Source organism: Hyphomicrobium sp. (genome assembly GCF_047600905.1).
GTDB lineage: Bacteria > Pseudomonadota > Alphaproteobacteria > Rhizobiales > Hyphomicrobiaceae > Hyphomicrobium_B.
The window spans coordinates 2190139-2213022 of sequence record NZ_JASGKD010000001.1 but is presented as its reverse complement, the minus strand read 5'-3'; the positions used below and the strand labels follow the sequence as shown (position 1 = coordinate 2213022).

Genomic DNA, 22884 nt, shown 5'->3' with positions numbered 1-22884 from the left:
TAATTTGCTTCTCGCTGCGCACGTTTGATGGCGGCGCGGCCAACAAGACCGTCAGAGGTCCAATGATGCGTGGCGCCAAACTTCTCTTCTTGCTCGGACTCCTCTCCCTCACGGATTCGCCGACGTACGCGCGGGATCTGAGCTATCTGAAATCGAAGCCGTTCGATCAGCTGACCTCGGCCGAGCTTTCCGCCGCCAAGGAAGAAGCCAAGAAGCTCCAGTTGACCCGACTCGTTGCCTGCGCCGATCCCGGCAATATGCCGCTCTCGGACAACAAGGGCGAAGGATTCGAAAACAAGATCGCCGCCGCCGTCGGCCGCAAACTCGGCATCGATATTACGTTCTTCTGGCGGCCATATATCGAGCGGGGGCTGACGCGCGAGACGTTCGACAACCACGAGTGTCAGGTTCTTCTCGGCATGCCGACCGACTATCCGGATCTGCTGACGACCATCCCGGTCTATCGCTCCACCTATGTCCTCGCCTATCGATCGGATAAGGGCATCGACATCAAGAGCATGGACGACCCGATCCTGCATCAGCTCAAGATCGGCGTATTCCAGCAGTCGGCGATGCGGCAGGTGCTCGCCGATCATGGCATCAAGGAAAATGTCGATCTCCAGATCGTCAGCGTCGATGCCGATCTCGAGCCCGAAAAGCAGCCGTGGCGGCAGGTTCAGCGCGTCGTCGACGGCACCATCGACGTCGCCGCCGTTTGGGGTCCATTTGCCGGATGGCTGAAGAAGAAGGGTGATCCGCTCGTCATTCAGCCCGTCAACATGATGATCGACAACACGCCGCTCGAATTCTCGCTCGGCTGGGGCGTGCAGAACACCGACGTCGTCTTGAAGCTGAAGATCGACATGGCAATGGAAGATGCCAAAGACGAAATCGCCAAGATCCTGAGCGATTATGGCGTGCCGTTGGTCCAATGCTCCAACTGCGTCGTCGAAGGCACTTTGCCGTCCCACGGCGTTCTCCAGCAGGCGCAGGGCGAAGCCTATGAGCAGCGCTACCTCACTGTCCAAAAGACGAGGGAAAAAAGTGCCGACGCTGCGCCTGACCAGATCGTGACGCGCGAGCGGCTGGAGGCCTGGTTAAAGGACGGCGTCGACGTAAACGCCGAGCTTATGAACGCCATCGTCGGCGCCGATGCCGATCGCGTCAAATTCCTGATCGAGAAAGGTGCCGACGTAAACAAGCCCGATCAGCTGGGCGCGCTGCCGCTCGGCGCCGCGGCGAGCATTCGGCGCACCGATCTCATGCAGATCCTGCTTGACGCCGGAGCGAAAGTCGATGCCGAGGATAGCGATGGCATGACGGCCATGCAGCACGCCATCAACGTCAATCATGTGCCTTCTATCGACCTTCTCGCAAAGCGCGGCGCCGATATCGAGAGAGGCACGGAAAAGGGCTATACGGCCCTCGAAATTGCGCTCTCGAACGGCAATTTCTTCGCCGCCAAGGCGCTGATCGACGCCGGCGCGAAGATCGACGCTGCGGGAGGGCCCGAGAAGCTGACACCCCTCATGGTGTGTGCGACGCAACTTCAGCCGCAGCAGCGGGTCAGCCAGTTGGCACGGGGCCCGACACCGCTTGCACTTGCCGAAGAATTGATCAAGCGCGGAGCAAATGTGAACGCGCAATCGAAGGACGGCGTCACGGCTCTAATGATCGCAGCGGGCCAAAACAACGCGCCCATGATCGGGCTTCTCCTGCGCGCCGGCGCCGATGCAAAAATGAAGTCTTCCGCGGGAAAAACCGCCCTCGACATCGCAAACGAGGCGGGCAATGAAGCTGCATCCGGTTCGTTGAAATTCCTCATGAGTTCGGTGCCCGGAGCTTCGAGTATCGAAACGAAAACGACGCAGTGACATCCTGTGAAGATGCGTATCCGACGTCTCGCGTTCGTGTTGCCGTTTGCTTTGATCACGGCTGCGAACGCCACTCCCGCCGCGCCTCCGGCTCTCAGCGTCGAGATCGGTTATCTCGGTCGCGATTATCCTGAACCCATACCGATCTCTTTGCTTGAGCCGGTCGTGACCGATCAGGGTATCCAGGGTGCGCGTCTCGGCATCAAAGACAATCTCGCCACGGGCCGATTTCTCAATCAGTCATATCATCTCGACGAAAAGGTCACGGCACGCGGCGGCGATATCGCCGTCGATGCGAAGGAGCTTCTGCAAAAGACGCAACTGATCGTCGCTGACTTGGAGCCGGCCGACCTTCTGCGCGTCGCCGATCTTCCCGAAGCGCGCGACGCCGTCATCATAAATGCGCGCGCGAGCAACGACGATCTACGCGGCAAGGATTGCCGCCATAACGTCTTTCATGTTGCGCCGAGTTGGAACATGCGCGCGGACGCGCTGGCACAATACATGGCCTGGAAGCGCTGGAACCGCTGGTTCTTGCTCAGAGGCAGCGCCAAAGAGGATCTTGAATACGCAGCCGCCATGAAACGGGCCGCGAAGAAGTTCGGTAGCGCCATTGCCGAGGAACGCACGATCGTTTTCGATCCGGGTAACCGGCGGTCAGAGACGGGCCACGAGCAGATCCAGGCGCAGATTCCGATGTTGACTCAGTCGCCGCCCGTCCACGACATGGTCTTTGTCGCCGACAATGAAGAAACCTTCGGTGAATATTTGCTCTGGCGGACATCCGTCCCGAAGCCGGTCGCGGGGACTCACGGCCTTGTCGCCGTCGCCTGGCATCCTTCGTACGAGCAATACGGCGGCGTCCAGCTGCAAAATCGATTTGCCGCCATGACGAAGCGCGCGATGACAGAACGCGATTACATGTCATGGCTCGCAGTGCGAGCATTTGGCGAAGCGGTCACCCGTTCTCAAAAGACGGACGTTGCGGGCTGGCGCGCATATCTGATGTCGAAAAATTTCCAGGTAGCCGGTTTCAAGGGCCAAGGCATGTCGTTTCGAACGTGGGACCGGCAACTCCGTCAACCGATTATTCTGACCGGCCCTCGCTCGCTCGTCTCGATGTCACCGCAGGAAGGCTTCCTCCACCAGAACTATTTGACGGACACGCTTGGCGTCGATGCGCCCGAGACCGAATGCAAGAGCCCAGGCTGAAGCAATCGACGCATAGCAAGGACATACGACCATGCCGAAACTCTTCACGCACGCGACGATTGCCTTCTTGATGGTCGCGTTGGCGCCCTGCGCCTTCGCCGATAAGATCTTCGTCTCGAACGAGCGCGACAATACCGTCACGGTGATCGACAGCGACAGCCTGAAAGTCATCAAAAGTATTCCGACCGGCAAGCGACCGCGCGGAATCGTGCTGACGCCGGATTACAAGGAACTCATTGTCTGCATCGGCGACGACAACCGTCTCGATGTCATCGATACCGACAAGCTCGAAGTTACCAAATCCTTCGCCGCCTCCGGGCCCGACCCGGAACTGCTCGACGTCAATCACAAAGGCGATCGCATCTATGTCGCCAATGAAGACGACGGCTTGGTAACGGTGATGGACCGTACAACCGGGCAGGCCATCACCGAAGTGCCGGTCGGCGTCGAACCGGAAGGAATGGCCGTTTCTCCGGACGATAGCCTCGTGGTCAATACCTCCGAGCAGACGAGCATGGCGCATTTCATCGATGCCAAAGCCAACCAGGTCGTCGCCAACATTCTCGTTGACACGCGCCCGCGCGAGGCGACGTTCACCCGAGACGGCAAGGAGGTCTGGGTTTCCGCCGAAGTCGGGGGCACCGTCGCGATTATCGATGCCAAGACATTCGAGATCAAAAAGAAGCTTACATTTGATGTTCCGGGCGTGCGGCCGGAGTTGATGCAGCCCATCGGAATTCGTTTCACGCTCGATGGAAAAACGGCGTTCATCGCGCTCGGTCCATCTAACCGAGTCGCGGTGGTGGATACCGCGAGCGAAAAAGTCAAAAGCTATATTCTCGTCGGCCAAAGACCTTGGCATCTCGCGCTGAAGCCGGATGGTACCAAGCTCTATGTCGCCAACGGCATGACGAACGACGTCACTGTCATCGACGTCGCAACGTTAAAGGCGGAAAAATCCGTGCCGGTCGGCCGCCTGCCATGGGGTGTCGCCGTCAAGCCCGACGGCAAATAAAGTTCCGCTGGTTGTTGATCGGATCACGACGGCGGACGCAATGCAGGCCGCCGCCGACCGCTCCCGGATCCCCCACGGAGCAGTAAGCGGCCGCCGGCAGTAAAATGAGATCAGCTCAGAAATGGTTTGTTACATTTCCTAATGGCCCGGAAATCTATCTCGCCGTCCGGCGAATTATCATCCGATACAACCAACCGACTCAATCCCGATCATTGCAACGGGGCCTTGCTTCGAATGACACGCACGTCGAAGCGGCGTGACGGGAACAAGAAAGGTGAAGCGTGTCATCTTATTCAGAGCGTGTCGCATTTTTTATTGACGGACCTAACCTCTATGCCATGGGCCAGGGCCTGGGATTTGAGATCGACTTCAAACGCCTTTTGGCTCTTTGCAAACAGAACGGGCAGCTGATCAGAGCCCTGTACTACACCGCGCTCTCCAACGATCAGGATTACTGCGCGGTGCGGCCGCTGGTCGATTGGCTCGACTTCAACGGCTTCACGACGGTCACCAAAACCGCCAAGGAATTCTCCGATGGCAACGGTCATCGCAAGATCAAAGGAAACATGAATATCGAACTGGCGGTCGATGCCCTGAGCCTTGCGAAAAATCTCGATCACATCGTAATCGTCTCGGGGGACGGCAGCCTGCGCTATCTTGTCGAGGCGTTACAACAAATGGGCAAACGCGTCAGCGTGATTTCGACTCTCGAGACCAAGCCTCCCATGGTTGCCGACGAGCTGCGGCGGCAGGCCGACAGATTTATCGACTTGGCGGATCTCGAAAAAGAGATAGCGCGCACAAACGCCAAAAAGACACGATAGGCGGCATCGACCTATAGACTGCGAGGCAGCTGCAGGGTCGCCAATAGCCCACCCGTGGAAGGCGAATTGAGCCTGATCGAGCCGCCCTGCGCGGAAATGATATCTCTGGCGATCGCCAAGCCGAGCCCCACGCCGCCCGTTTCCCTGTTGCGAGATTGCTCGAGCCGGCGGAAAGGCTGAAACGCCGCCTCGATCTGATCTTCCGGAATCCCCGGCCCTTCGTCCTGCACGGTGACGACGACGTCAGCCCCATTCAGTTGAAGCCGAACGAGCGCAGAATTTCCGTATTTCACCGCATTGTCGATTATGTTCACGAAAGCTCGCTTGGTTGCGATCGGCTGGCACACGGTGAGAAGATGATCGGGGCCCTGGTAATCGACATTTTTCCCCGCATCCGAAAAGCCATCGCAAATTGTAATGAGCAACGCCCCGAGGTCCACACGTTCCGCCTTTTCGTGTTTGAGATCGTCGCCAGCGAAGGCGAGCGTCGCCGAAAGCATCTGCTCCATCTCCTCGACGTCCTTGACGAGGGTATCCTTGCTTGAACCGTCTGCCAGTTCCTCGATCGTCAATCGAAGCCTGGTCAGGGATGTCCGCAGATCATGCGAGATGGCCGCAAGCATATGCGTCCGTTCGTCGACAAAATTTCGAATTCGCCGTTGCATCTCGTTGAGCGCGCGGCCGATGACAACGAAGTCGCCTAGATTTTTTGTATCGATCGGGCCGGCGTTTCGATCGATTCCGAGCCGCTTCGCCGCTGCCACGAGATCTTCGATCGGTGATAGCGTTCGCTTGGCCGTCCAGATCGACAGGAAAGAGATCAAAAGAATAGTGCCCGCGGCGGTAATGATGGGAGGGCTGAAAAATCGCCCCAGTCTTGGCGGTCGCTGCGGCTCGACGCGCAGCCAGCTTCCATCGAGCCCCTCTATAGAAATGCTGAAGTCGCCGAATATGGGAATGTCGGGCTCATTGTCAGCCAACGCGCCCGTCGACAAATGCTGCTCGAATCCTGGCGGCACGAATTGTGTCTTTTCGTCATCTCGCTGAAAACCGGGGCCGCCACGCGCCTCGACCGATATAGTCTTTACGGCATCTCCCAAGCGGTCACGAAGGGAGCGCTCCAATCGGATTAAAAAGCCTGGCTCGTTTCGGTCAAAGTTCGGCGGCCCCAGACGTTTCTCGTTCCAAGAAATAAAAAGCTGGCGTCCATCGTCGAGCGTCTTCGCCACGGCTTTGCGTTGTGACGCGTCGGCACTGAATATTTTTTTAGCGATCTCGCTCGTTTTTGCGATCAGCCAATGCGCGCTGTAAACCGTCTGTGTGGGACGCGGCAAAAAGAAGAATGTCGCTGCGTTGAGCCCCTGCACGAGGAGCAGGGCGGCAAGCATGGTAAGTGCGATCCGCGAGCCAAGACCGAGCCGAAACATTCGCATTGCTTGCAACACCCTCAATCGCGAGCCGCTTCGCCGGTGACAGGAGCGGTGAAAATATAGCCGCCGCTGCGCACGGTCTTGATGAGTGTCGGTTGCTGCGGATTGGGCTCGATCTTTCGCCGCAACCTGCTGAGCTGGACATCGACTGTCCGATCGAAGGGTGTGCTTGATCGTCCGCGCGTCAGGTCGAGCAGTTGATTGCGTGTCAAGACCTGCTGCGGCCGTTCGACGAACGCGAGCAGCAGATCGAATTCGCCCGCTGTCAGATCGACCAGAACGCTATCGGGATTTCTGAGAACTCTTCGCACCGTATCGAGATGCCAGCCATCGAACACGTAGATGCTCTGCGTTACGGGCTCTTCGTTCGAAAGCGCGTTCTGGGTTCTGCGCAAAACCGCGCGGATACGCGCCAGCAGTTCGCGCGGACTGAACGGCTTCGTCACGTAATCGTCCGCACCGATTTCAAGACCGATGATGCGATCCGTCTCGCTCGACATGGCTGTCAGTAATACGATCGGGATAGGACGTGTCGCCCGCAATCGCCTGCAGAGAGATAAACCGTCTTCTCCGGGCATCATGATATCGAGAACGATAAGGTCGAATTTTCCGACCTCCAGCGACTTCCACATCGCAATATCGTTTCCAGCCTCGGTGACGCGCATGCCGTTGGATACGAGAAAGCGGGAGAGGCTCGTGCGTATCTGCTTATCGTCATCGACAATGAGAATATGGGGAGATGTTGACAAATTATCGCCTTCGGTGCTGAGGAATGGCCAATCCTTATTGCCGAGCGGGCCTTACAACAACCGCATTTCTGTAACGGACCGTTACAGTTCGAAGCCCCGTCGAAATTCAATTTCCCTTTTGTCCTGCTAGGCACGGTTTCTCTGTCGGTCGCGAAGGCTCTCGAAGCGTTTGCTGACCTGTAGTTGAGGAGAATGTCGTGTCTAGAAATAGGTTATCGATCATAGCAATGACGGCGGCCATCGCGACGCCGCTCATTTGCGCCGCCGCCATTTATTCGAGCGCCGCTGCCGAGCCGGCCGATAATATGCCGCCGCCGAAGCAAATGCCGATGGCACCGGGTTTCCATGGGATGGGTGACAAGCCGGGATGCGGGATGTTCGGCCACATGCCGCCGCCCCCGCCGCCGCACGGTCCGCCGCCATTGGCTTCGCTGCTTTCCGAAGCAGAGACCGAGATCGGCATTCGCGCCGAACAGCTTGATGCCTGGCGCGATTTTACCGATGCGTTGCTGTCCGTCGCCAAGCCGCCGCATCCTGAGAAAAAGGAGCCCATTCCGGCGGCAGATGCTCAACCAAAGCCTTTCGCGTTCGCCGAAAAGATCGCAGATGACGTAGCAGCCCGCGCGCACGATGCCGATGCCCTCAAGAAGGCAATCGAGAACTCTGCGGACAAAGCTCACGCCTGAACAGCTCACCAAAGTGAGCGCGATCGAACAGCGCATAATGGCACCCCCACGCGGCGGTGCCGTACCGCCTTTCGGCCAGCTTCCGCCACCAGGCATGGGCGATGGAAAGGGACCCGAAGGTCCCCATCCTGACCCGCTTTGAGCGGAGACGCTGGGCGCGGAGTTTCCTATCTCTCCGCGTCCAGCACTTTGGAGGATAACATTATGACTCGCTTTTATGAGATTGGATTGCTCCTTACACTCGCATTCCTTCTCTTCGTGATAGTTCTGACCGGATCGCCGGTGTGAATGCTGTCGAGCAGCGATTGAAATGATCCGAACGAATTTGCGATCGCCTACCGGAAAATCTCAATGACTCCTACGTATTCGCGTCGGCAGACGATGCGCGCACTGATGCTCGGTACCGCAGCGATCGGCCTCACCGAAAAATCTTCAATAGCGTGCGCGAACGACAAACCGCCGGTCGAGCCTCTGGGCCAATGCACGCTTTTCCCTCAAGCGGTTGAAGGGCCGTACTATTTTGATCGCAAGCTTGTTCGCTCCGATATCCGCGAGGGCAGGCCGGGCTTGGACACGAACTTGCTGCTTACGGTGAACGATGCCACGACATGCAAGCCGTTGACCGGTGCGCGCGTCGATGTCTGGCATGCGGATGCGCGCGGTGTCTATTCGGGTTATGCCCATCAAGGCGATGATCACAAGATCTCGACGAAGGACGAAATCTATCTGCGCGGAACGCAGCTGACAGATACAAGAGGCCGCGTTCTGTTTCGCACGATCTATCCGGGTTGGTATCCGGGCCGGACGCCGCATATTCATGTCAAGGTATTCCTTGACCGACTGACGCTCGTTACAGGGCAGATCTACTTTCCCGACGATCTAAGCAAGCGAATTTATCGGGAACGCGGGCCCTACAAACAACGGCCCAATCCCGACACCGACAACACCTCGGATTTCATTTTCAAGGACGGCGAGCGAGAAGGCGGCGGTATCGTTTTCACGATCGACGAAAAGCCGGAGTTGTTGACGGCTTCACTCGTCATCTCGGTCGACCGTACCGGCACAGCAGCTAAACGCGCGATGGGCTGGGGACCTTATCTTCGACAACTCATCGGATTGTAACTCGCTCCCATCGCGCGCCACTCGGAACTCAACTTGCCTGACTAGAATTTGCCGAATAAGCGGCGATCACGGCTCTCAGTTGCCCGTCGACGTCCCCACCCAACTCCATCGTTTCAAAAAGGTTTTTCAGGCTGTCGATAAAAGCCGTCGTGCTTGAGGATGTGTCGGAAGAGGAATCGGATGAGGACGTATCATCGTCCGACGAGGTCATGCTCTTGAGCGTATCTAGCGCCGATTGCAGAGAACTGGCGACGGTATCACTGCCGGACTGCCCGGGCGGAGGGCCGCCAGGACCTCCAGGCCCACCCATGCCGCCGGGCGGTGGGCCATCCGGTCTTGAGCCGGAAATTTCCGAGTTGCTATTCATCGCCGACATCATTGAATCGACCGTACTCTTTGCGCTGTCCATATCGCCGGAGCTGACCGAAGCCAGCAGCGACTTGAACTCGGCCAGCATGCTGTCGCTGTCGGTGGATTGAGATGCATCGGTCGAGGTTGACGACGACGTCGAACTACTGTCGGAGTCGTCGGAAACCGATATGCCGGCGCTTTCGAGCATCTTCTCAAGAGCTGTCGCCGCAGACTGGGCGCTGTCGGTATCACCCGACTCCACCGAACTGAGAAGCGTGCTCAACTCGCTATCGAGACTTCCGCCCGAATTGCCGCTGTCCGACGGGGGCGGGGGTGGTGGCGGCCCCATGCCGATCCCGGCGCCCATCATCATCGATATGACGCTGTTTCGAATTGAGCTCGAAACGTCGATCGCCGCTGCAGTCTGATCTGTCGATGTCGACTGCGTACTGTCGGATGAACTCTGATCAACGGCATCCGATTGCGTGGCGTCGACGGAATTCTTTTCGCGAAGCTGCTTGAAGAGTGCGAGGATATCGGAAGTCGAATATCCGCTGATACCCGAGATGGTCATGTTATGGACCTTTGTGTCTTGGAGTGAGAATGCCGAAGTCGATCTCGACCAAGCGTGCAGGGGCTGCACCCGTCGCGCGAGTCTCTAGCTTCTTGCAGTGATGAATGGGATGAAGGGATCAATCGTTGCAGAACGATCTCTACGCAGCCTTACATCGGCTCAACCGGGCCCAACGCGATGAAAGCTAATCTGCGCCGAGATCGCGCTGATGTCTCCATCGTAAACGAATGTAACAAAGTATTGCTGGGATGATCCCATAAGCGCCTCATCGCGACTTGGGAATATAACTCCGTCCGGATTCCGCCGCGCTTGGAGGGGAGACTTTGACGTCACGTGGGAATATTCCCAGTCAAACGTCGCACCGACACACTGCGATACACTTCGATGCTCCGGGTTCATCTCGCCCGAGGGCCTATCGGCTACATTCAACGGCGTAGACGCATACATGCCAACTGTCAGTCCTGTCTTCGGCATGATCTTCTGCGCAGGTCTGCCGTTCGCTTCTGTCCCCCACACTCCCCGACGGAAGCGGATAAAGCGGCAGACCTGCCTTTTTTGCGCGGCAAGCGATGAAGCCGAGAGGATTTCGACAACGAAGACAAGCGGTCGTGCCGACAAAGGAGGATAACGCTATCGCTCAGCCGCTCGCGGGAGATCCTTCGGATAGTCGGGTTTCTCGGACTCCTCCTCAGCAGCCGGTCGCGAACGTCGGCTTGTCCTAGCGCCTACAGCAAGTAAAGCCGATATCGGTGACAGCTCGCACACTGCGTGTGTCACAACGCATGATCGTGTAGCCGGACACCGGCAAATTTTCCGCGCTTCTCTTGCCATCGTCGCCGGCCGCGGTCGCCCCGCCGACGAGCGTCGGTCGCCTCACAATTTTTATACTTTACAATATAGTCTAAAATGTCTGTTGCGTTCGGTTACGGCAAAAAGCGCAAAGATGCCCAACAAAGTGAAGGTACGAAGGGGGAAGCGTTCCGCGGTCATTGCGGCCGCGGCGGAGCTATTTGTCATTCGCGGCTACGACGGAACCAGCATGGACGCGATCGCCGAGGCTGCACACGTCTCGCGCCATCATTGACGATGCCGTAGATGAATTCATGGCGCCTTTGATCAGCGCAAGCCCGCGCGCGGAGCTTCGCGAGACGCTTGTATCATTTGCCGAGCATACCTCAGTTTATTGGTTCGACCCAAGTTTATAGGTCTATATCGTTTGGCGGTTGCTGAAATATCTCGCTTTCCTGATTTGGGACGCACCATCTTCGAAGCGGGCGCGTTGCGTGCGCAGGAAACGATCTCGCAATATCTTCGAGAAATGGCGCGCGACGGCAAGCTCGAGCTTGCAGATCCTTTCGTGGCGGCAGGGCAGTTCATGGCTCTCACGGGCAGGGACACGGAACTCCGAGCCCTTTTTGGAATTGAAACCAAGATTTCCCCCCAAGAGATCCGGCGGCGTGCAAAGGCCGGCGCCGATGCCTTTTTGAAGGCCTACGAAAAGACTGTGCCGCTTAAAGATTTGAAGGAGCGGAAGAAATGATTGCGATAGGTCATCTTGATCGGACGGTTCAAGTGATCGACGTGAACGAAATGCGTCACGGGTGACACCGTGTTAACGGCATCGACGACGGCGATAGGTCGATCAACGTCAGTTCGCGATGCCTTCGTCGGCACGATCTCTGTCTCAGGCAGCCATATGTACGCACGTGGTCTGCCCCTTCATCGCGACGGCACGGTCTAAGTTAGAACCCGGCCGTCATTGGCCAGCATTTGGGCTGGCCGGAGCGTAGGGCAGACCGGGTGCTGGCGGCAAGATCGCTTCTGGCGCCGGCGGTCGATAGTTCAGGGACGAGTGCGGTCTGACAGCATTATAGTGTTGCCGCCAGTTCTCGATCAGGACCTGAGCCTCACGCAGTGTCGTGAAGATCTCGCCATTCAAAAGTTCATCCCCAAGCTCCGAGTTCAGAACTCTCGCAATAGCCGTTCTCCGCCAATGGGCCACGGTCGCACAGTCCTTGCTTTGTCTGGGCTTTTCCGATTTGGCCGCCGCATACCCCCTTGGGCCAAGGCCCAATTAAGAACCACGCGACGGCTTCTGAACCCTTGGCGCCCCGCCCAGGCTCCTGCGGTCTCGCATCTCCTTGACAGGAATTATGGGCAATAGAGATACTTTAAATTCAAGTATCTTGAATTATCGGCAATGGAGGGTGCGATCATGGACGTGGAAGTCAGCGTGACTATTCCTTTTTCGGCAGAGAAAGTGTGGACATTGGCGGGTGGTTTTAACCTGCTGCCCGCAATTAGCAGCGGCTGCGTGACCAGTACGCTTGAGGACGGAGGCCGGGTCCGCGTTTTGACCAATAAGGATGGTTCGATCCTCTGGGAAAAGATGCTGTCGTTTGATGACGCCGACCGGCAGCTGTCGTATCTCATTACCGACAGCAAAGGTTTTTCGTCAGCTTATGACGTGGGCTACGTCGGTACTGTCAAAGTGCGCGAGAAGGACCCCAACACGGCGATCTTTCTCTACCGTGGAGATTTCGAACCCACTCCGGGAACGACAGCGGAAGCTGCGCAGGCGGCGGTCAATGCATTCGCGCGTGATTGCGCTAAAGGCATCGAGCGCGTTCTCCATCGAGAGGCGAAGCGCTGATGGAACTTCGGCGGCGCCAAGCGGCGCCGCCATTGAACTAAATTCAAGTTTGTTTCATGTTCAGGACGAAAAAGTGTGCATATTCGTGTGCAAAACCGATGCACTTTGACCAACAAATCAGCGAAAATTGAATTTTCTTGTAATTTCATTCAAGATACTTGACTAAGCAATCGGGTGCGGGTGAGTATGATCTCAAGCAAAGGCGATCGCTCGAAATGAGACCGCCGAGTTGAACAAGATCAGCAGTCGCAGAGAGGTTGGAAGCCCAGTTTAGTTCGCTTCGGTTGCGAGAAATTGCCCGAAGCGTCGCGGCTCTCACGACTTGAAGCAACTGCATGTCGGTTGTCGGCCAAAGGTGCTTCGTAAGACGCACCTAGGTCGTAGCGCAACGATGGAGACGGCTTATGGGAATGCTGGCGACGCGCGATTGGTATGATCTTGCGCGGCAGACGAACTGGACGCCCAAATACATCTCCACCGAACAGATGTTTCCTCCCCAATTCAGCGATGGCTATGGCATTGGAATGGAGTTCTGGGAGGAATTCGACGAACCCTACAAAGTGACTTATCGCGACTACGTGCAAACGCAGCGCGAGAAAGAAGTCGGCGCCTATTCGGTGAAGTCTGCAACTTCGCGCAGCGAATTCTACCGCAAAGCCGAGCCCGGCTGGAAATCGATGCTTCAATTCCATTTCGGCTCAATTCCGTTCGTCGAGTATGGGTCGGTTTCGGCGTTTGCGCGAATGACCCGCTTCGGAAAAGCGCCGGGCATGCGCAACATGGCGACGTTCGGAAGTCTCGATGAGACCCGCCATTCGCAGATTCAGATGTTTTTCGGATACGAATTCATCGGCGAGCACCGCGCGTTCGATTGGGCGCACAAGGCACCCAATACCGACAACTGGGTGGTCATCAGCGAACGGCATTGCTTCGATGACGTCGAGCACACTCGGGATGCGGTGAGCTCTGCGATCATGACGAACTTTTCGTTCGAGCAGGGCTTCACGAACCTGCAGTTCATCGCGCTGTCGGCGGACGCGAAAAAATACGGCGATTACAGTTTTTCGGCGATGCTGCAGACCGTGCAGTCCGACGAGGCGCGCCACTCGCAGATCGGCGAGCCTCTCATCGAGATCATGTTGAAAGCAGGCCGCAAGGAAGAAGCGCAACGTCTCATCGACATTTCCTTCTGGCGGGTTTGGAAGCAATTCTCGGCGCTATCCGGCGTGTCGATCGACTATTACACGCCGCTCGAGCGTCGCGAGCATTCCTTCAAGGAGTTCGTCGAGAACTTCGTGTGCACGCAATTCCTGCGCAATCTGAATGCGCTCGGCTTGGACAAGCCCTGGTACTGGGACGACCACTTCCTTCCGGACATCAACACCTATCACCACGCTCAGCAAATTGGCATCTATCTCTATCGCGCGACGCAATGGTGGGATGCCGTCGCGGGAGTCTCGCCGCGCGAACGCGATTGGCTGGAGCAGAAATATCCGGGCTGGAACGATACCTTCGGTCAAACGTGGGGCGTCATCATCGAAAACGTCTTGAGCGGCCGAACCGATCGTACGGAACCGCAGTTCCTGCCGATGTTCTGCAACATGACCGGCTTGGAGCTGACCGGCATCCCCGGCAAGAACTGGAAGGTCAAAGCCGAGCATCTGGATCTCGATGGACGGCGCTATCACTTCGGTTCGCCCGTCGACAAATGGATCTTCGAACTCGAGCCCGAGCGTTACAAAGGCCATTTGAGCTTCATTGATCGCTTCGTCGCGGGTCTGATGCCGGCCGGACCGGAAGGCGCATTCGAATACATGAACATGCCGGTCGGCGATCGTGGCGTCTGTGGCGACAACTACGCGTGGGCGAACGGCTACCGGAATCGCGCCGCCGCAGAGTAAGCGGCGACGGCCCGATGATGCGAATAATTCGAACGGCTCAGAGGACGAAGTAGCGAGACAATGTCAGATCAGTTTCCTCTCGTGATCAATTTTCAGGGCGACTACGGCATGAAGCTCCTGCTGGTCGATCCGCAATCGACGATCGAGCAGGTCGCGACGAAAGCCAAGGATACGCTCGTCGGAATTGTCGTGAAGCCGCTGCCGGAGGGAGCGACGCTTAAGGTTCTCCGGCATGGCGACACGACCGTCCTCGACGGAAAGATGAAAGTCAGCGACGCCGGCTTCGTTAAAATGGAAGCGCTCGACATCATTCATTCCAGCTAACGGTTCGTGATGATGGCTTTTCAGCGTGTGTGTTCTGTTGATGACGTCTGGGAAGGCGAAATGCAGGCATTTCCCGTCGGCGGCAAGCAGGTGCTGATCGTGAACGGAGACGGTGGCGTTCTGCGGGCCTTCGATGGAATCTGCCCGCATCAGGAATATCCGCTGGTCGAGGGTGCGCTTGAGGGAAACATTCTCACGTGCTCGATGCACCTCTGGCAGTTCGACATCGGATCTGGCGAGGGTGTCAATCCGACTGGATGCAAACTCAAGGTCTATCCCGTCAAGATAGAGAACGGCGACATTCTCGTCGATCTCGAAGTCGTGGCTTAGTCGCAGGTTTCGAGGTGCGCTCGCTCGAACACTGAAGCAGAAAAGGATCTTTGAGCATGAATGCCGGAGACGCGAACGCAAATGATTTCGTCGGCCCGATCATCTCCAGGGGCGAGATGTCGGACGCGGTAAAAGAAGCCGTCGAAATCGACAATCCGGGCCGCGAGAAGCGGACCGAAGAGACATCGGCGTACGTTCGCATCGAGGCAAGGGGCGAATGCATCATCACGTTCAAGACCATGTCCGAGATTCTCGGACGTAAGTTCTCCATCGGTGAACTCGAGCGCAACATGCCGGGGTTCGCGGGCTTCATCCGCACGGACTCCGATCAGGTGCGCTTCGTCTCAAACAAACGCCATTGATAAGGGTTCGAGGGTATGTCTGCTGAAACGCACCACAGACCGGGATTGAAGACGTGGAGCGCCCTAATGGGCAGCCGCAAGCGACCCAGCGAATACGAGGTCGTAAGCTACAAACTTCACTACCGTAACCGTAACCCGGAGGCGCCCTACGAGCAGTCTCCAAACCTCCGGATGAACGAGTGGTACAAGAAGCACGTTTTCGGCAGTCCACTGCAGCATCCGGACTGGGACTCGTTTCGTGATCCCGACGAGGTCACGTATCGCGCCTATTGCACGATGCAGGACGCGCAGGAACAGTACGTCGATGGCTTGTTGAATGCGCATGACCAGAACGGTCATGACAAAAGTCTTTCTGCCGGCTGGGTAGATAAGCTCGCGACCATGTATACGCCGGGGCGCTACCTTCTCAGTGCGGCGCAGATGGCGTCGGCGTATCTCGTGCAAATGGCGCCGGCGAGCACGATCACCAACTGCGCCGTTTTCCAGGAAGCGGATTGTTTCCGCTGGCTTTCCCGCACGGCCTATCGCACGCGCGAGCTCGCCAATGCTTATCCTGACAAAGGCTTCGGCGCCAACGAGAGGAAGATCTGGGAAGATGCCGCGGAGTGGCAAGGCTTCCGCGAGCTTTTCGAGAATGTCCTCGCGACGTTCGACTGGGGTGAAAATTTTGTCGCCCTCGATATCGTCGCCCTTCGGGCCATCGATTTCGGCTTTACTCAAGTATTGAAGGATGCTGCGCGGAGCGAGGCCGATACGCTCACGGCGCTTCTCTGCGACAACCAGCTACGGGACGGCCTGAGATCACGCCGCTGGACGGCTGCACTCGTCAAGCAAAGTCTCGAGGTCGAGGCCAACCGCGAAGCCATCGAAGGCTGGCTGAAGAAGTGGGTACCGTTGGGCGATCGCGCAATCGATGCCTATTGCGCCGGTTTCCCGAACGGAGCCGCGACTGCCCAATCCGCAAAGGCTGCTGCTTCTGGCTTCCGCAAGGAGATCGGCTTAGCCGCCTAAAGCGATACCAACAAACTATCCGCCCCAAGAGCCGATAGCCGGCTTGATGTCACGGACTCGAGAGCACCATGAACGCCCCTACGAATCTTCTTTCGATGCGCGATGCGAGCGGCGATACCCGGCGCATCATCGGTCCCCTCGGTCCTTTTGGGTTTCCGACTTCGATTGCAATCGATGGGAAAATTTATCTCGGCTGCCAGTCCGCGGCGGTCGGCGATATCGCGCTGCAGACTGCAGCGGCATTCGAGGGAATGATCGCTGCCCTCGACGGGTTTGACAGCGGGATGAGCGATCTCGTGAACCTGCGGACGTACTACGTCTATCAGGGCGCTGGTGGGCAGGACGTCACGGCCTTCTGGGAGAAGATGACCGAGGTACGCTTGCGGTATCTTGCCGATCCGGGGCCAGCGGCGACGGCCGTCAGGGTCGTCGGTGTCCCAACGCCAGCGCAACTGATCGGCGTCGACGGCGTCGCTACGACGGCCCGTGATCGGCAGAGGCTAATGCCCAAGCACACCTGGGATTGGAGCATTCCCACGCCGTTTTCGCAGGGCTGGCGGGTGGGGGACACCATCTATCTCGGCGGTCAGCTCGCGGCCGACATGACCGGCAAAGCCGTTGCCATCGGTGACGTGGCCGAGCAAGCGAGAATTACTCTCGAATTCATTCGCCATGTCTTGGCGAACGGGGGGCACGGTTGGGAGGACTTGGTGACGCTGAGGATCTGCTATCAGGCTGGATCATCGCCTGAAGAGGGCAGGGCGACACTTGATACGATTCTCAGCATCATTCGGGAGACAATACCCGGCACTCTTCCGGCCATCACAGCTTTTGGCGTCGATCTTCTTTATGAAGGCTTGATGTTGGAGATCGACGGCATTTCGGTAAAGCGCCCGAAAAAGGCAGTCGTTCCGCCGGGCGCGATGACGTGGATGCGCTTCGATGAGCATCCTGTCGCTCAGGTGGTCGGGAAAGACCTCTATGTCGGCGGTATTGGCGCGCCAGGCGGAGCGTCGCTGGTGGCGCAGTCGGAAGCATCGCTGGACCGTCTCAACGTCACGCTCAGAGCCGCGGGATTGGGATACGAGAATCTCGTGAAGCTCACTCTCTTCTACGTTCCCGATGAAGAGAGCACATCGCCCGATGCGGATCTTCAGACCATCACCAATGCGATCAAGGATTACGTTCCCGATGCCGGGCCCGTGGTCACGATCATTCGCGTAAAAAATCTGCCATTTCCGGGACAACGCGTTCAGCTCGACGCGGTCGCGGTGCATTGAAGTCTTCAGGCGTCCATTGCAATAGGGGAAGCGACAGATGATCAAGAATACCGTCACGTGGCCGAATGGTGCCCGCTGTGCGGTCGTGTTCACGTGGGATATGGATGCAGATAGCATCATTCATCTCGCGCATCCCAATGACGCGGATACGCGTTTATCGACGACATCCATGCTGCGTTATGGTCCGCAAATCGGCGTGCCGCGGATCATCGACTTGTGCAAAGACCTCGGCGTGAAGCATACGTTCTTCGTTCCGGGCTGGTGCGCAGAACAATACCCCGAAGCCATCGAACTGATGGTCAAGAACGGTCACGAGGTAGCTCTTCACGGCTATCTTCACGAATACCCGAACTTGCTGACGCGTGAGCAGGAGTATTTCTGGACAAAGAAGGGTGCGGACGCGATCACCAAGATCGCCGGCAAGCGGCCGGTTGGATATCGCGCCCCCTGGTATCGCTATTCGAAGCACTCAACTGAGATTCTCGCGAAGGAAGGGTTTCTTTGGGATACGTCGCTGATGGGCGACGACAATCCCTATCTCATCCGCCAGAGCGGCGGTGAGCTCGTTGAATTACCATCGCGCTGGCAGTTGGATGACTGGCCGCAGTTCGTCCACAACCACGACCTCGACTTCATGATGCCGATCGCTTCTCCGCAGTACGCCATGGAAGTTTATATGGCGGAGTTCTACGCCATGTACGAGCACGGCGGCATCTGGCTCAACTGCTTCCATCCGTTCTGCTCCGGTCAGGTCGCGCGCCTGATGATGGTCAAGCAGATGATGGAAAAGATGCTTGAAAAGGGCGACGTCTGGATCGCGACGGGCGAAGAAGTCGCGCTCTACGTCAAGGGGCTTATCGCCGAGGGCAAGTACAACCCGCGGGTGGACGAGCTGCCCTTCTACAAGGGCCGCCTCCCGGAACTTGCCGAGAACTACGCGCCCGGAGGTTGATCCATTGTGCAGTCTTTGCGCAGCGCTGGGAGCGAGCCGAAACTGGACTGACGCGGCGGGGCAAGCTGCGTTCTCCCGGACAGGTAATCCCGTTACCGTTCGAGAGGAACGCGGGCGCCGTGTCGCGCTGCTCAACGCAGTGCTTCAGCAATACGGATTGTCCATCGCCGATTGGGGCGGCAATTCCTATGTGATGTCGAATGCCGCCGGTCACAGCGCGAACATGTATACGCTGGGCGGCATTTGGGCGGATGCCGATCGACTTTCCGACACGCCTTGCGATCCGCTCGATGCGGACTTGATCGCGAGATTGAATGCTGTCCGGCCGCGGGGAGAGCCACATGAATGACCGGGTGGCGGTCTACCTTCTGACGGGCTTTCTAGGTAGCGGCAAGACGACACTGCTCGCCGGCATTCTTCGCGATGAAACTTTTCGCGACACGGCGGTGATCGTCAACGAATACGGCAAGGTCGGCCTCGATCACGATCTGATCTCGTTCAGCTCCGAGAGCACGGTGGTGATGCCCGGAGGCTGCATCTGCTGTACGATTCGAGAAGATATCGAGACCTCGCTTCGCGAACTTTTCGAAGCACGCGATAAGGGCGCCATTCCGCCTTTCCGGCGTATCGTTATCGAAACCACGGGCATAGCAGAGCCCGTCCCTCTTCTTATGACCTTGCGGGCCAATCCGCTGGCACAGGAACGGCTGACAAAACCGCGCGTCGTCACCGTCGTGGACGCCGTCCTCGGATTGGACACGCTCAAGAGATATGGCGAAGCGGCGGCGCAAGTGACGAGCGCCGATGTTGTCGTGATCTCGAAATCTGATCTCGTCGACTCTCGCGTGCTGGATGATACAAAGCGCGCCGTTCGCACATTGAACCCATGTGCCAGCATCGAACAGGCGAACCTGCTCGATGCTCCGCTCGTCAGTCTTTTCTCCGAATTGGCGTGCGATGCTGGCAAGCCAAACTCGGAAGAAGTGGGGGCTCTCATGCTGACCAACCGGTCTGCCCATCGCCATGAGAATATCGTTTCGCGGAGCCTGACACTCGAGGAACCGCTCGATTGGACGGCCTTTGGCGTCTGGATGACGATGCTGCTGCATCGCCATGGCGCTCAGGTCCTGCGTGTCAAGGGTTTGCTCGCCGTTGATGGGCTACCCGGGCCAACGCTTTTTCAAAGCGCGCAGCACCTTGTTCATCCACCGGTCCACATGGACGAGTGGCCGAGCAACGATCGTCGATCCCGGATCGTTTTCATAGTGCGGGATATGGATGCCGACCGGCTTGAAGATTCGCTCCGAGCATTCGACCATGCCAGCCGGAACGCAGAGCATAAACGATCGGATCTGCGTGGGGCTGGAACCGGTGGCGTTATTGCGGGGCGGCCGGTTCGCCGCCCAACGACGCCGGCCTGGATCAGAGGTTGATACTGTATGGTTGGGCAAGGAGCTCGTAGGCGCTTCCTGAAATGATCTATTTCACGCGGACACATCAATGGCTGCGATTTGACGGCAACATCGCGTGCACGGGTATCAGCGATTACGCGGCGAAAGCTTTGGGCGAGATTCTGTCCTTTGAAACTCACGATCTTGGCACCCGAGTAAAGAAGGGCGATGTCCTCGCTACGATCGAGACGGCGAACGCAATCGAAAAGTACCAGGCTCTCGTCGACGGCGAAGTCGTCGAGCTCAACACCATTTTGGACAAGTTGCCTGGATTGATCGCGAGTTCGCCAGAGGGCGAGGGCTGGTTCGTCAAACTCAGGATCAAGGCTCTCCCCGACACAGACGCCGAGAATTTCATTCATCGTAGGACATACTTGGATATGGTCGCGTCTTCGCCAGAAGCGCCGTCTCCGAAAGGGGGCGCATGAAAATCCAGCACTATGACGTGTTGATCGTTGGAGCGGGGCAAGCTGGGGCGCAAACGGCAATCTCGCTTAGGCAACACGGTTACGCCGGTACGATCGGCTTGATCGGGAAGGAGCTGGAGCTTCCTTACGAGCGCCCTGCCCTATCCAAGGACTACTTATCGGGCGATCGCCCCTTCGAGGGCCTTCTTATTCGTCCGTCTGAATTTTGGAAGAAGCAGGACATAGCGCTTCATCTTGGCGTCGAGGCCGTGCTCGTCGATACCGAGGAGAAAGTGGTCAACGGCAAAGACGGAGCACTTTTTGGCTACCAGAATCTTGTCTGGGCGGCTGGCGGCGATCCCCGGAGACTTTCCTGCGCAGGGAATAATCTTGCTAACCTCCACACAATCCGGTCCCGAGCCGACGTCGATAAGCTCAGGGATGAACTCGATGTTGCAAGACGTGTCATTGTTGTCGGTGGCGGCTATCTCGGCCTAGAAGCAGCTGCGACGCTCAAAGGCCTCGGAAAGGATGTCGTTCTGATCGAAGCCGCAGATCACATTCTCGCGCGTGTCGCTGGCGAAGATGTATCACGCTTTTTCGAAGCCGAGCATCGCGCCCGGGGAGTTGATCTGCGCTTATCGTCGAGCGTGTTTCGCATCACCGGTGATGGTGGCCGCGCTACGGGCGTGGAACTCTCCGGTGGCGAGCTGGTCGCGGGCGATCTCATCCTCGTTGCTGTCGGCATCGACGCAGTTGTGGCGCCGCTTATGCGCGCTGGCGCCAAGGGCCGCAGCGGTGTCCTGGTCAATTCCTCATGTGAGACGAGCTTGCCCGGCATTTATGCGGTTGGCGATTGCACCGAATGCGCCAACGTTCATTCGGGCGGCGCGGTGATGCGGATCGAGTCTGTCCAGAATGCGAACGACCAAGCCAACGTCGCGGCTCGCGCCATCGTCGGAATGGCCGCGAGCTACGAGGCTGTTCCGTGGTTCTGGTCGAACCAGTTCGATCTGAGACTTCAGACCGTTGGCTTATCGAAGCCGCATGACGCAGTTGTCATCCGGGGAGATCGCGCGAAGCGCTCGTTTTCTGTCATCTATCTTCGCGGCGGCCGCGTCGTCGCGATGGATTGCATCAATGCGACAAAGGATTTCGTTCAGGGTCGCGGCATCGTCGGCAGGAATTTGACGTTGCCTCTGGACAAGCTCGCCGACGTCTCGATACCGCTCAAGGAGATCGCGCAGATGGCTTCGCCGATGGAGAATGTGCTGTGAAGCTTACGGCCGAGACTCGCCAAAGGCGATCGCGAAAAACCGTAGAAAAATGGAGGCTACGATGCCCGAACTGATCAATACGGTGCCGCGCCGTGATCGCAAAGACGGACAAGTTACGATAAGCTGCAAGCTTCGCCCGGCCTTTTGTGCGACCCGCGATGTCAGCGGGATGTTGCGGGAGGTTGGCTTGCGGCCGACGCGGCAGCGCGTCGTGTTGGGCCGCCTACTCTATGCGCAAGGCCACCGTCATGTGACGGCGGAAATGCTCCACGAGGAAGCCAAGAATTCCGACATGATGGTGTCGCTCGCGACCGTCTACAACTCTCTCAATCAGTTCACACAGGCTGGATTGCTGCGCGAATTGGCGGTCGATGGATCGCGGACATGGTTCGACACGAACGTCAGCGAGCATCACCATTTTCTTCTCGAAGACGATAACCAGATTATTGACATTCCCGACAGCAGCATCGCGATCAACGGCATTGATGAAATTCCCGAGGGGATGGAAATCGCGCGCGTCGAGGTGATTGTGCGGTTGCGCCGTAAGACCAGCAAATAAATTCGGCCAATCGGGCCGATTGCCATTCATTGGAACGTGAGGCCGATTCTTTGCGGCTGGTGCCGCGGGATGTCGCCCGAAAGGGAAATGGCCTAATCACTAAAATGCGTCGCTTAATTCCGATTCTGAAATTCTTTGGCGTATTGACGCTTATTCAAATTTTACCGGCGCGTCGTCGTTTTCCCGCCAATTATGTTCAAGTTTATTGAACAGATATTTTCATTTTTTCCGAGCTGGACAGCCATTGGCGCGTTAAGTCGCGCATTTTTGGCGCTGAATGCTTGAAGTTTGGGCACATCATCGCTGTAAATTGCATCATATTCAAGTAACTTGACACAAGATAATTCCTCGTTAAATCATCGGTTATGAGGGAGTCATCTGGCGGATCGAATTCGCCAAATACGTCTCAGTTTGTGGACTTCTGGAATCTAGTTCCAGTTAGGGGATTTTAGTGGTCGACGCGATCAAGCTCACCAGAGATCTCATTCGGTTTGATACGGTCAACCCACCCGGGAACGAATGGATTGCGGCGACATTTCT

The 22884-nt window shown here is 57.4% G+C and carries 24 protein-coding genes and 1 pseudogene; 21 read left to right on the top strand and 4 right to left on the bottom strand.

Annotated features, from left to right (window positions below):
• Positions 1 to 65: 65 nt before the first annotated feature.
• From QM780_RS10690 to QM780_RS10675, 4 genes are all read left to right on the top strand, one after another.
• The gene (locus QM780_RS10690) at positions 66 to 1874 is read left to right on the top strand and encodes a quinoprotein dehydrogenase-associated putative ABC transporter substrate-binding protein (RefSeq protein ID WP_415070461.1); all 1809 of its coding nucleotides are present in this window, start codon (positions 66 to 68) and stop codon (positions 1872 to 1874) included.
• 12 nt (positions 1875 to 1886) lie between these two features.
• Positions 1887 to 3086 carry an ABC transporter substrate-binding protein gene (locus QM780_RS10685; protein WP_415070460.1) on the top strand — a complete coding sequence of 400 codons (1200 nt, stop codon included), beginning with the start codon at positions 1887 to 1889 and terminating at the stop codon, positions 3084 to 3086.
• 31 nt (positions 3087 to 3117) lie between these two features.
• Positions 3118 to 4101: a PQQ-dependent catabolism-associated beta-propeller protein gene (locus QM780_RS10680; protein ID WP_415070459.1), complete on the top strand. Its 984-nt coding sequence runs from the start codon at positions 3118 to 3120 to the stop codon at positions 4099 to 4101.
• Between the two features lie 281 nt (positions 4102 to 4382).
• A complete protein-coding gene (locus QM780_RS10675; protein WP_415070458.1) occupies positions 4383 to 4925 on the top strand; it encodes an NYN domain-containing protein in 543 nt (180 codons plus the stop codon).
• 11 nt (positions 4926 to 4936) lie between these two features.
• On the opposite strand, the gene QM780_RS10670 is transcribed toward QM780_RS10675, so the two are convergent.
• Both QM780_RS10670 and QM780_RS10665 read right to left on the bottom strand, forming a co-directional pair.
• Positions 4937 to 6352 (bottom strand): ATP-binding protein, encoded by a 1416-nt coding sequence (locus QM780_RS10670; RefSeq protein ID WP_415070457.1) that lies wholly within the window; start codon positions 6350 to 6352, stop codon positions 4937 to 4939.
• A 20-nt stretch (positions 6353 to 6372) separates the two neighbouring features.
• Complete coding sequence (locus QM780_RS10665; RefSeq protein WP_415070456.1) at positions 6373 to 7104, bottom strand: response regulator; 732 nt, start codon at positions 7102 to 7104, stop codon at positions 6373 to 6375.
• Positions 7105 to 7301: 197 nt separating this feature from the next.
• On the opposite strand from QM780_RS10665, the gene QM780_RS10660 reads away from it, so the two are divergent.
• A complete protein-coding gene (locus tag QM780_RS10660; protein WP_415070455.1) occupies positions 7302 to 7790 on the top strand; it encodes a hypothetical protein in 489 nt (162 codons plus the stop codon).
• 351 nt (positions 7791 to 8141) lie between these two features.
• On the top strand, positions 8142 to 8912 hold the full coding sequence (locus QM780_RS10655) for an intradiol ring-cleavage dioxygenase (RefSeq protein WP_415070454.1): 771 nt from the start codon (positions 8142 to 8144) through the stop codon (positions 8910 to 8912).
• A gap of 28 nt (positions 8913 to 8940) precedes the next feature.
• Here QM780_RS10655 and QM780_RS10650 read toward each other — a convergent pair whose 3' ends face one another.
• On the bottom strand, positions 8941 to 9837 hold the full coding sequence (locus QM780_RS10650) for a hypothetical protein (RefSeq protein WP_415070453.1): 897 nt from the start codon (positions 9835 to 9837) through the stop codon (positions 8941 to 8943).
• 943 nt (positions 9838 to 10780) lie between these two features.
• Here QM780_RS10650 and QM780_RS10645 point away from each other — a divergent pair.
• Both QM780_RS10645 and QM780_RS10640 read left to right on the top strand, forming a co-directional pair.
• Positions 10781 to 10921, top strand: coding sequence for a helix-turn-helix domain-containing protein (locus tag QM780_RS10645; RefSeq protein WP_415070452.1), 141 nt, complete (start codon positions 10781 to 10783; stop codon positions 10919 to 10921).
• Between the two features lie 15 nt (positions 10922 to 10936).
• Complete coding sequence (locus QM780_RS10640) at positions 10937 to 11377, top strand: TetR/AcrR family transcriptional regulator C-terminal domain-containing protein (RefSeq protein WP_415072012.1); 441 nt, start codon at positions 10937 to 10939, stop codon at positions 11375 to 11377.
• A 216-nt stretch (positions 11378 to 11593) separates the two neighbouring features.
• Here QM780_RS10640 and QM780_RS10635 read toward each other — a convergent pair.
• A pseudogene (locus QM780_RS10635) lies at positions 11594 to 11825 on the bottom strand (integrase core domain-containing protein); the annotation flags it as partial.
• A 227-nt stretch (positions 11826 to 12052) separates the two neighbouring features.
• Between QM780_RS10635 and QM780_RS10630 the strand changes: the two are divergent.
• The 13 genes from QM780_RS10630 to irrA all read left to right on the top strand — a co-directional run bounded on the left by QM780_RS10630 (position 12053) and on the right by irrA (position 22344).
• Positions 12053 to 12490: an SRPBCC family protein gene (locus tag QM780_RS10630; RefSeq protein ID WP_415070451.1), complete on the top strand. Its 438-nt coding sequence runs from the start codon at positions 12053 to 12055 to the stop codon at positions 12488 to 12490.
• Positions 12491 to 12894: 404 nt separating this feature from the next.
• Positions 12895 to 14391: a toluene monooxygenase gene (locus QM780_RS10625; RefSeq protein ID WP_415070450.1), complete on the top strand. Its 1497-nt coding sequence runs from the start codon at positions 12895 to 12897 to the stop codon at positions 14389 to 14391.
• Positions 14392 to 14451: 60 nt separating this feature from the next.
• Positions 14452 to 14715, top strand: a complete 264-nt coding sequence (locus QM780_RS10620; protein ID WP_415070449.1) for a toluene-4-monooxygenase system B family protein — start codon at positions 14452 to 14454, stop codon at positions 14713 to 14715.
• Between the two features lie 9 nt (positions 14716 to 14724).
• Entirely contained in the window at positions 14725 to 15045 is a 321-nt protein-coding gene (locus tag QM780_RS10615) for a Rieske 2Fe-2S domain-containing protein (RefSeq protein ID WP_415070448.1), read from the top strand.
• Positions 15046 to 15101: 56 nt separating this feature from the next.
• Positions 15102 to 15407, top strand: coding sequence for an MmoB/DmpM family protein (locus tag QM780_RS10610; protein ID WP_415070447.1), 306 nt, complete (start codon positions 15102 to 15104; stop codon positions 15405 to 15407).
• 66 nt (positions 15408 to 15473) lie between these two features.
• Positions 15474 to 16418 carry a toluene monooxygenase gene (locus tag QM780_RS10605; RefSeq protein ID WP_415070446.1) on the top strand — a complete coding sequence of 315 codons (945 nt, stop codon included), beginning with the start codon at positions 15474 to 15476 and terminating at the stop codon, positions 16416 to 16418.
• A gap of 68 nt (positions 16419 to 16486) precedes the next feature.
• Positions 16487 to 17698 (top strand): Rid family hydrolase, encoded by a 1212-nt coding sequence (locus QM780_RS10600; RefSeq protein ID WP_415070445.1) that lies wholly within the window; start codon positions 16487 to 16489, stop codon positions 17696 to 17698.
• A gap of 37 nt (positions 17699 to 17735) precedes the next feature.
• On the top strand, positions 17736 to 18650 hold the full coding sequence (locus QM780_RS10595; protein WP_415070444.1) for a polysaccharide deacetylase family protein: 915 nt from the start codon (positions 17736 to 17738) through the stop codon (positions 18648 to 18650).
• A 4-nt stretch (positions 18651 to 18654) separates the two neighbouring features.
• Positions 18655 to 18999 (top strand): hypothetical protein, encoded by a 345-nt coding sequence (locus QM780_RS10590; protein ID WP_415070443.1) that lies wholly within the window; start codon positions 18655 to 18657, stop codon positions 18997 to 18999.
• The gene (locus QM780_RS10585) at positions 18992 to 20083 is read left to right on the top strand and encodes a CobW family GTP-binding protein (RefSeq protein ID WP_415070442.1); all 1092 of its coding nucleotides are present in this window, start codon (positions 18992 to 18994) and stop codon (positions 20081 to 20083) included. The genes QM780_RS10590 and QM780_RS10585 overlap by 8 nt, the downstream gene beginning before the upstream one ends.
• 41 nt (positions 20084 to 20124) lie before the next feature.
• Positions 20125 to 20529, top strand: coding sequence for a glycine cleavage system protein H (locus QM780_RS10580; protein ID WP_415070441.1), 405 nt, complete (start codon positions 20125 to 20127; stop codon positions 20527 to 20529).
• Positions 20526 to 21785, top strand: a complete 1260-nt coding sequence (locus tag QM780_RS10575) for an NAD(P)/FAD-dependent oxidoreductase (protein ID WP_415070440.1) — start codon at positions 20526 to 20528, stop codon at positions 21783 to 21785. The genes QM780_RS10580 and QM780_RS10575 overlap by 4 nt, the downstream gene beginning before the upstream one ends.
• 61 nt (positions 21786 to 21846) lie before the next feature.
• Positions 21847 to 22344, top strand: a complete 498-nt coding sequence (gene irrA / locus QM780_RS10570) for an iron response transcriptional regulator IrrA (protein WP_415070439.1) — start codon at positions 21847 to 21849, stop codon at positions 22342 to 22344.
• The last annotated feature ends 540 nt before the right edge of the window (positions 22345 to 22884 follow it).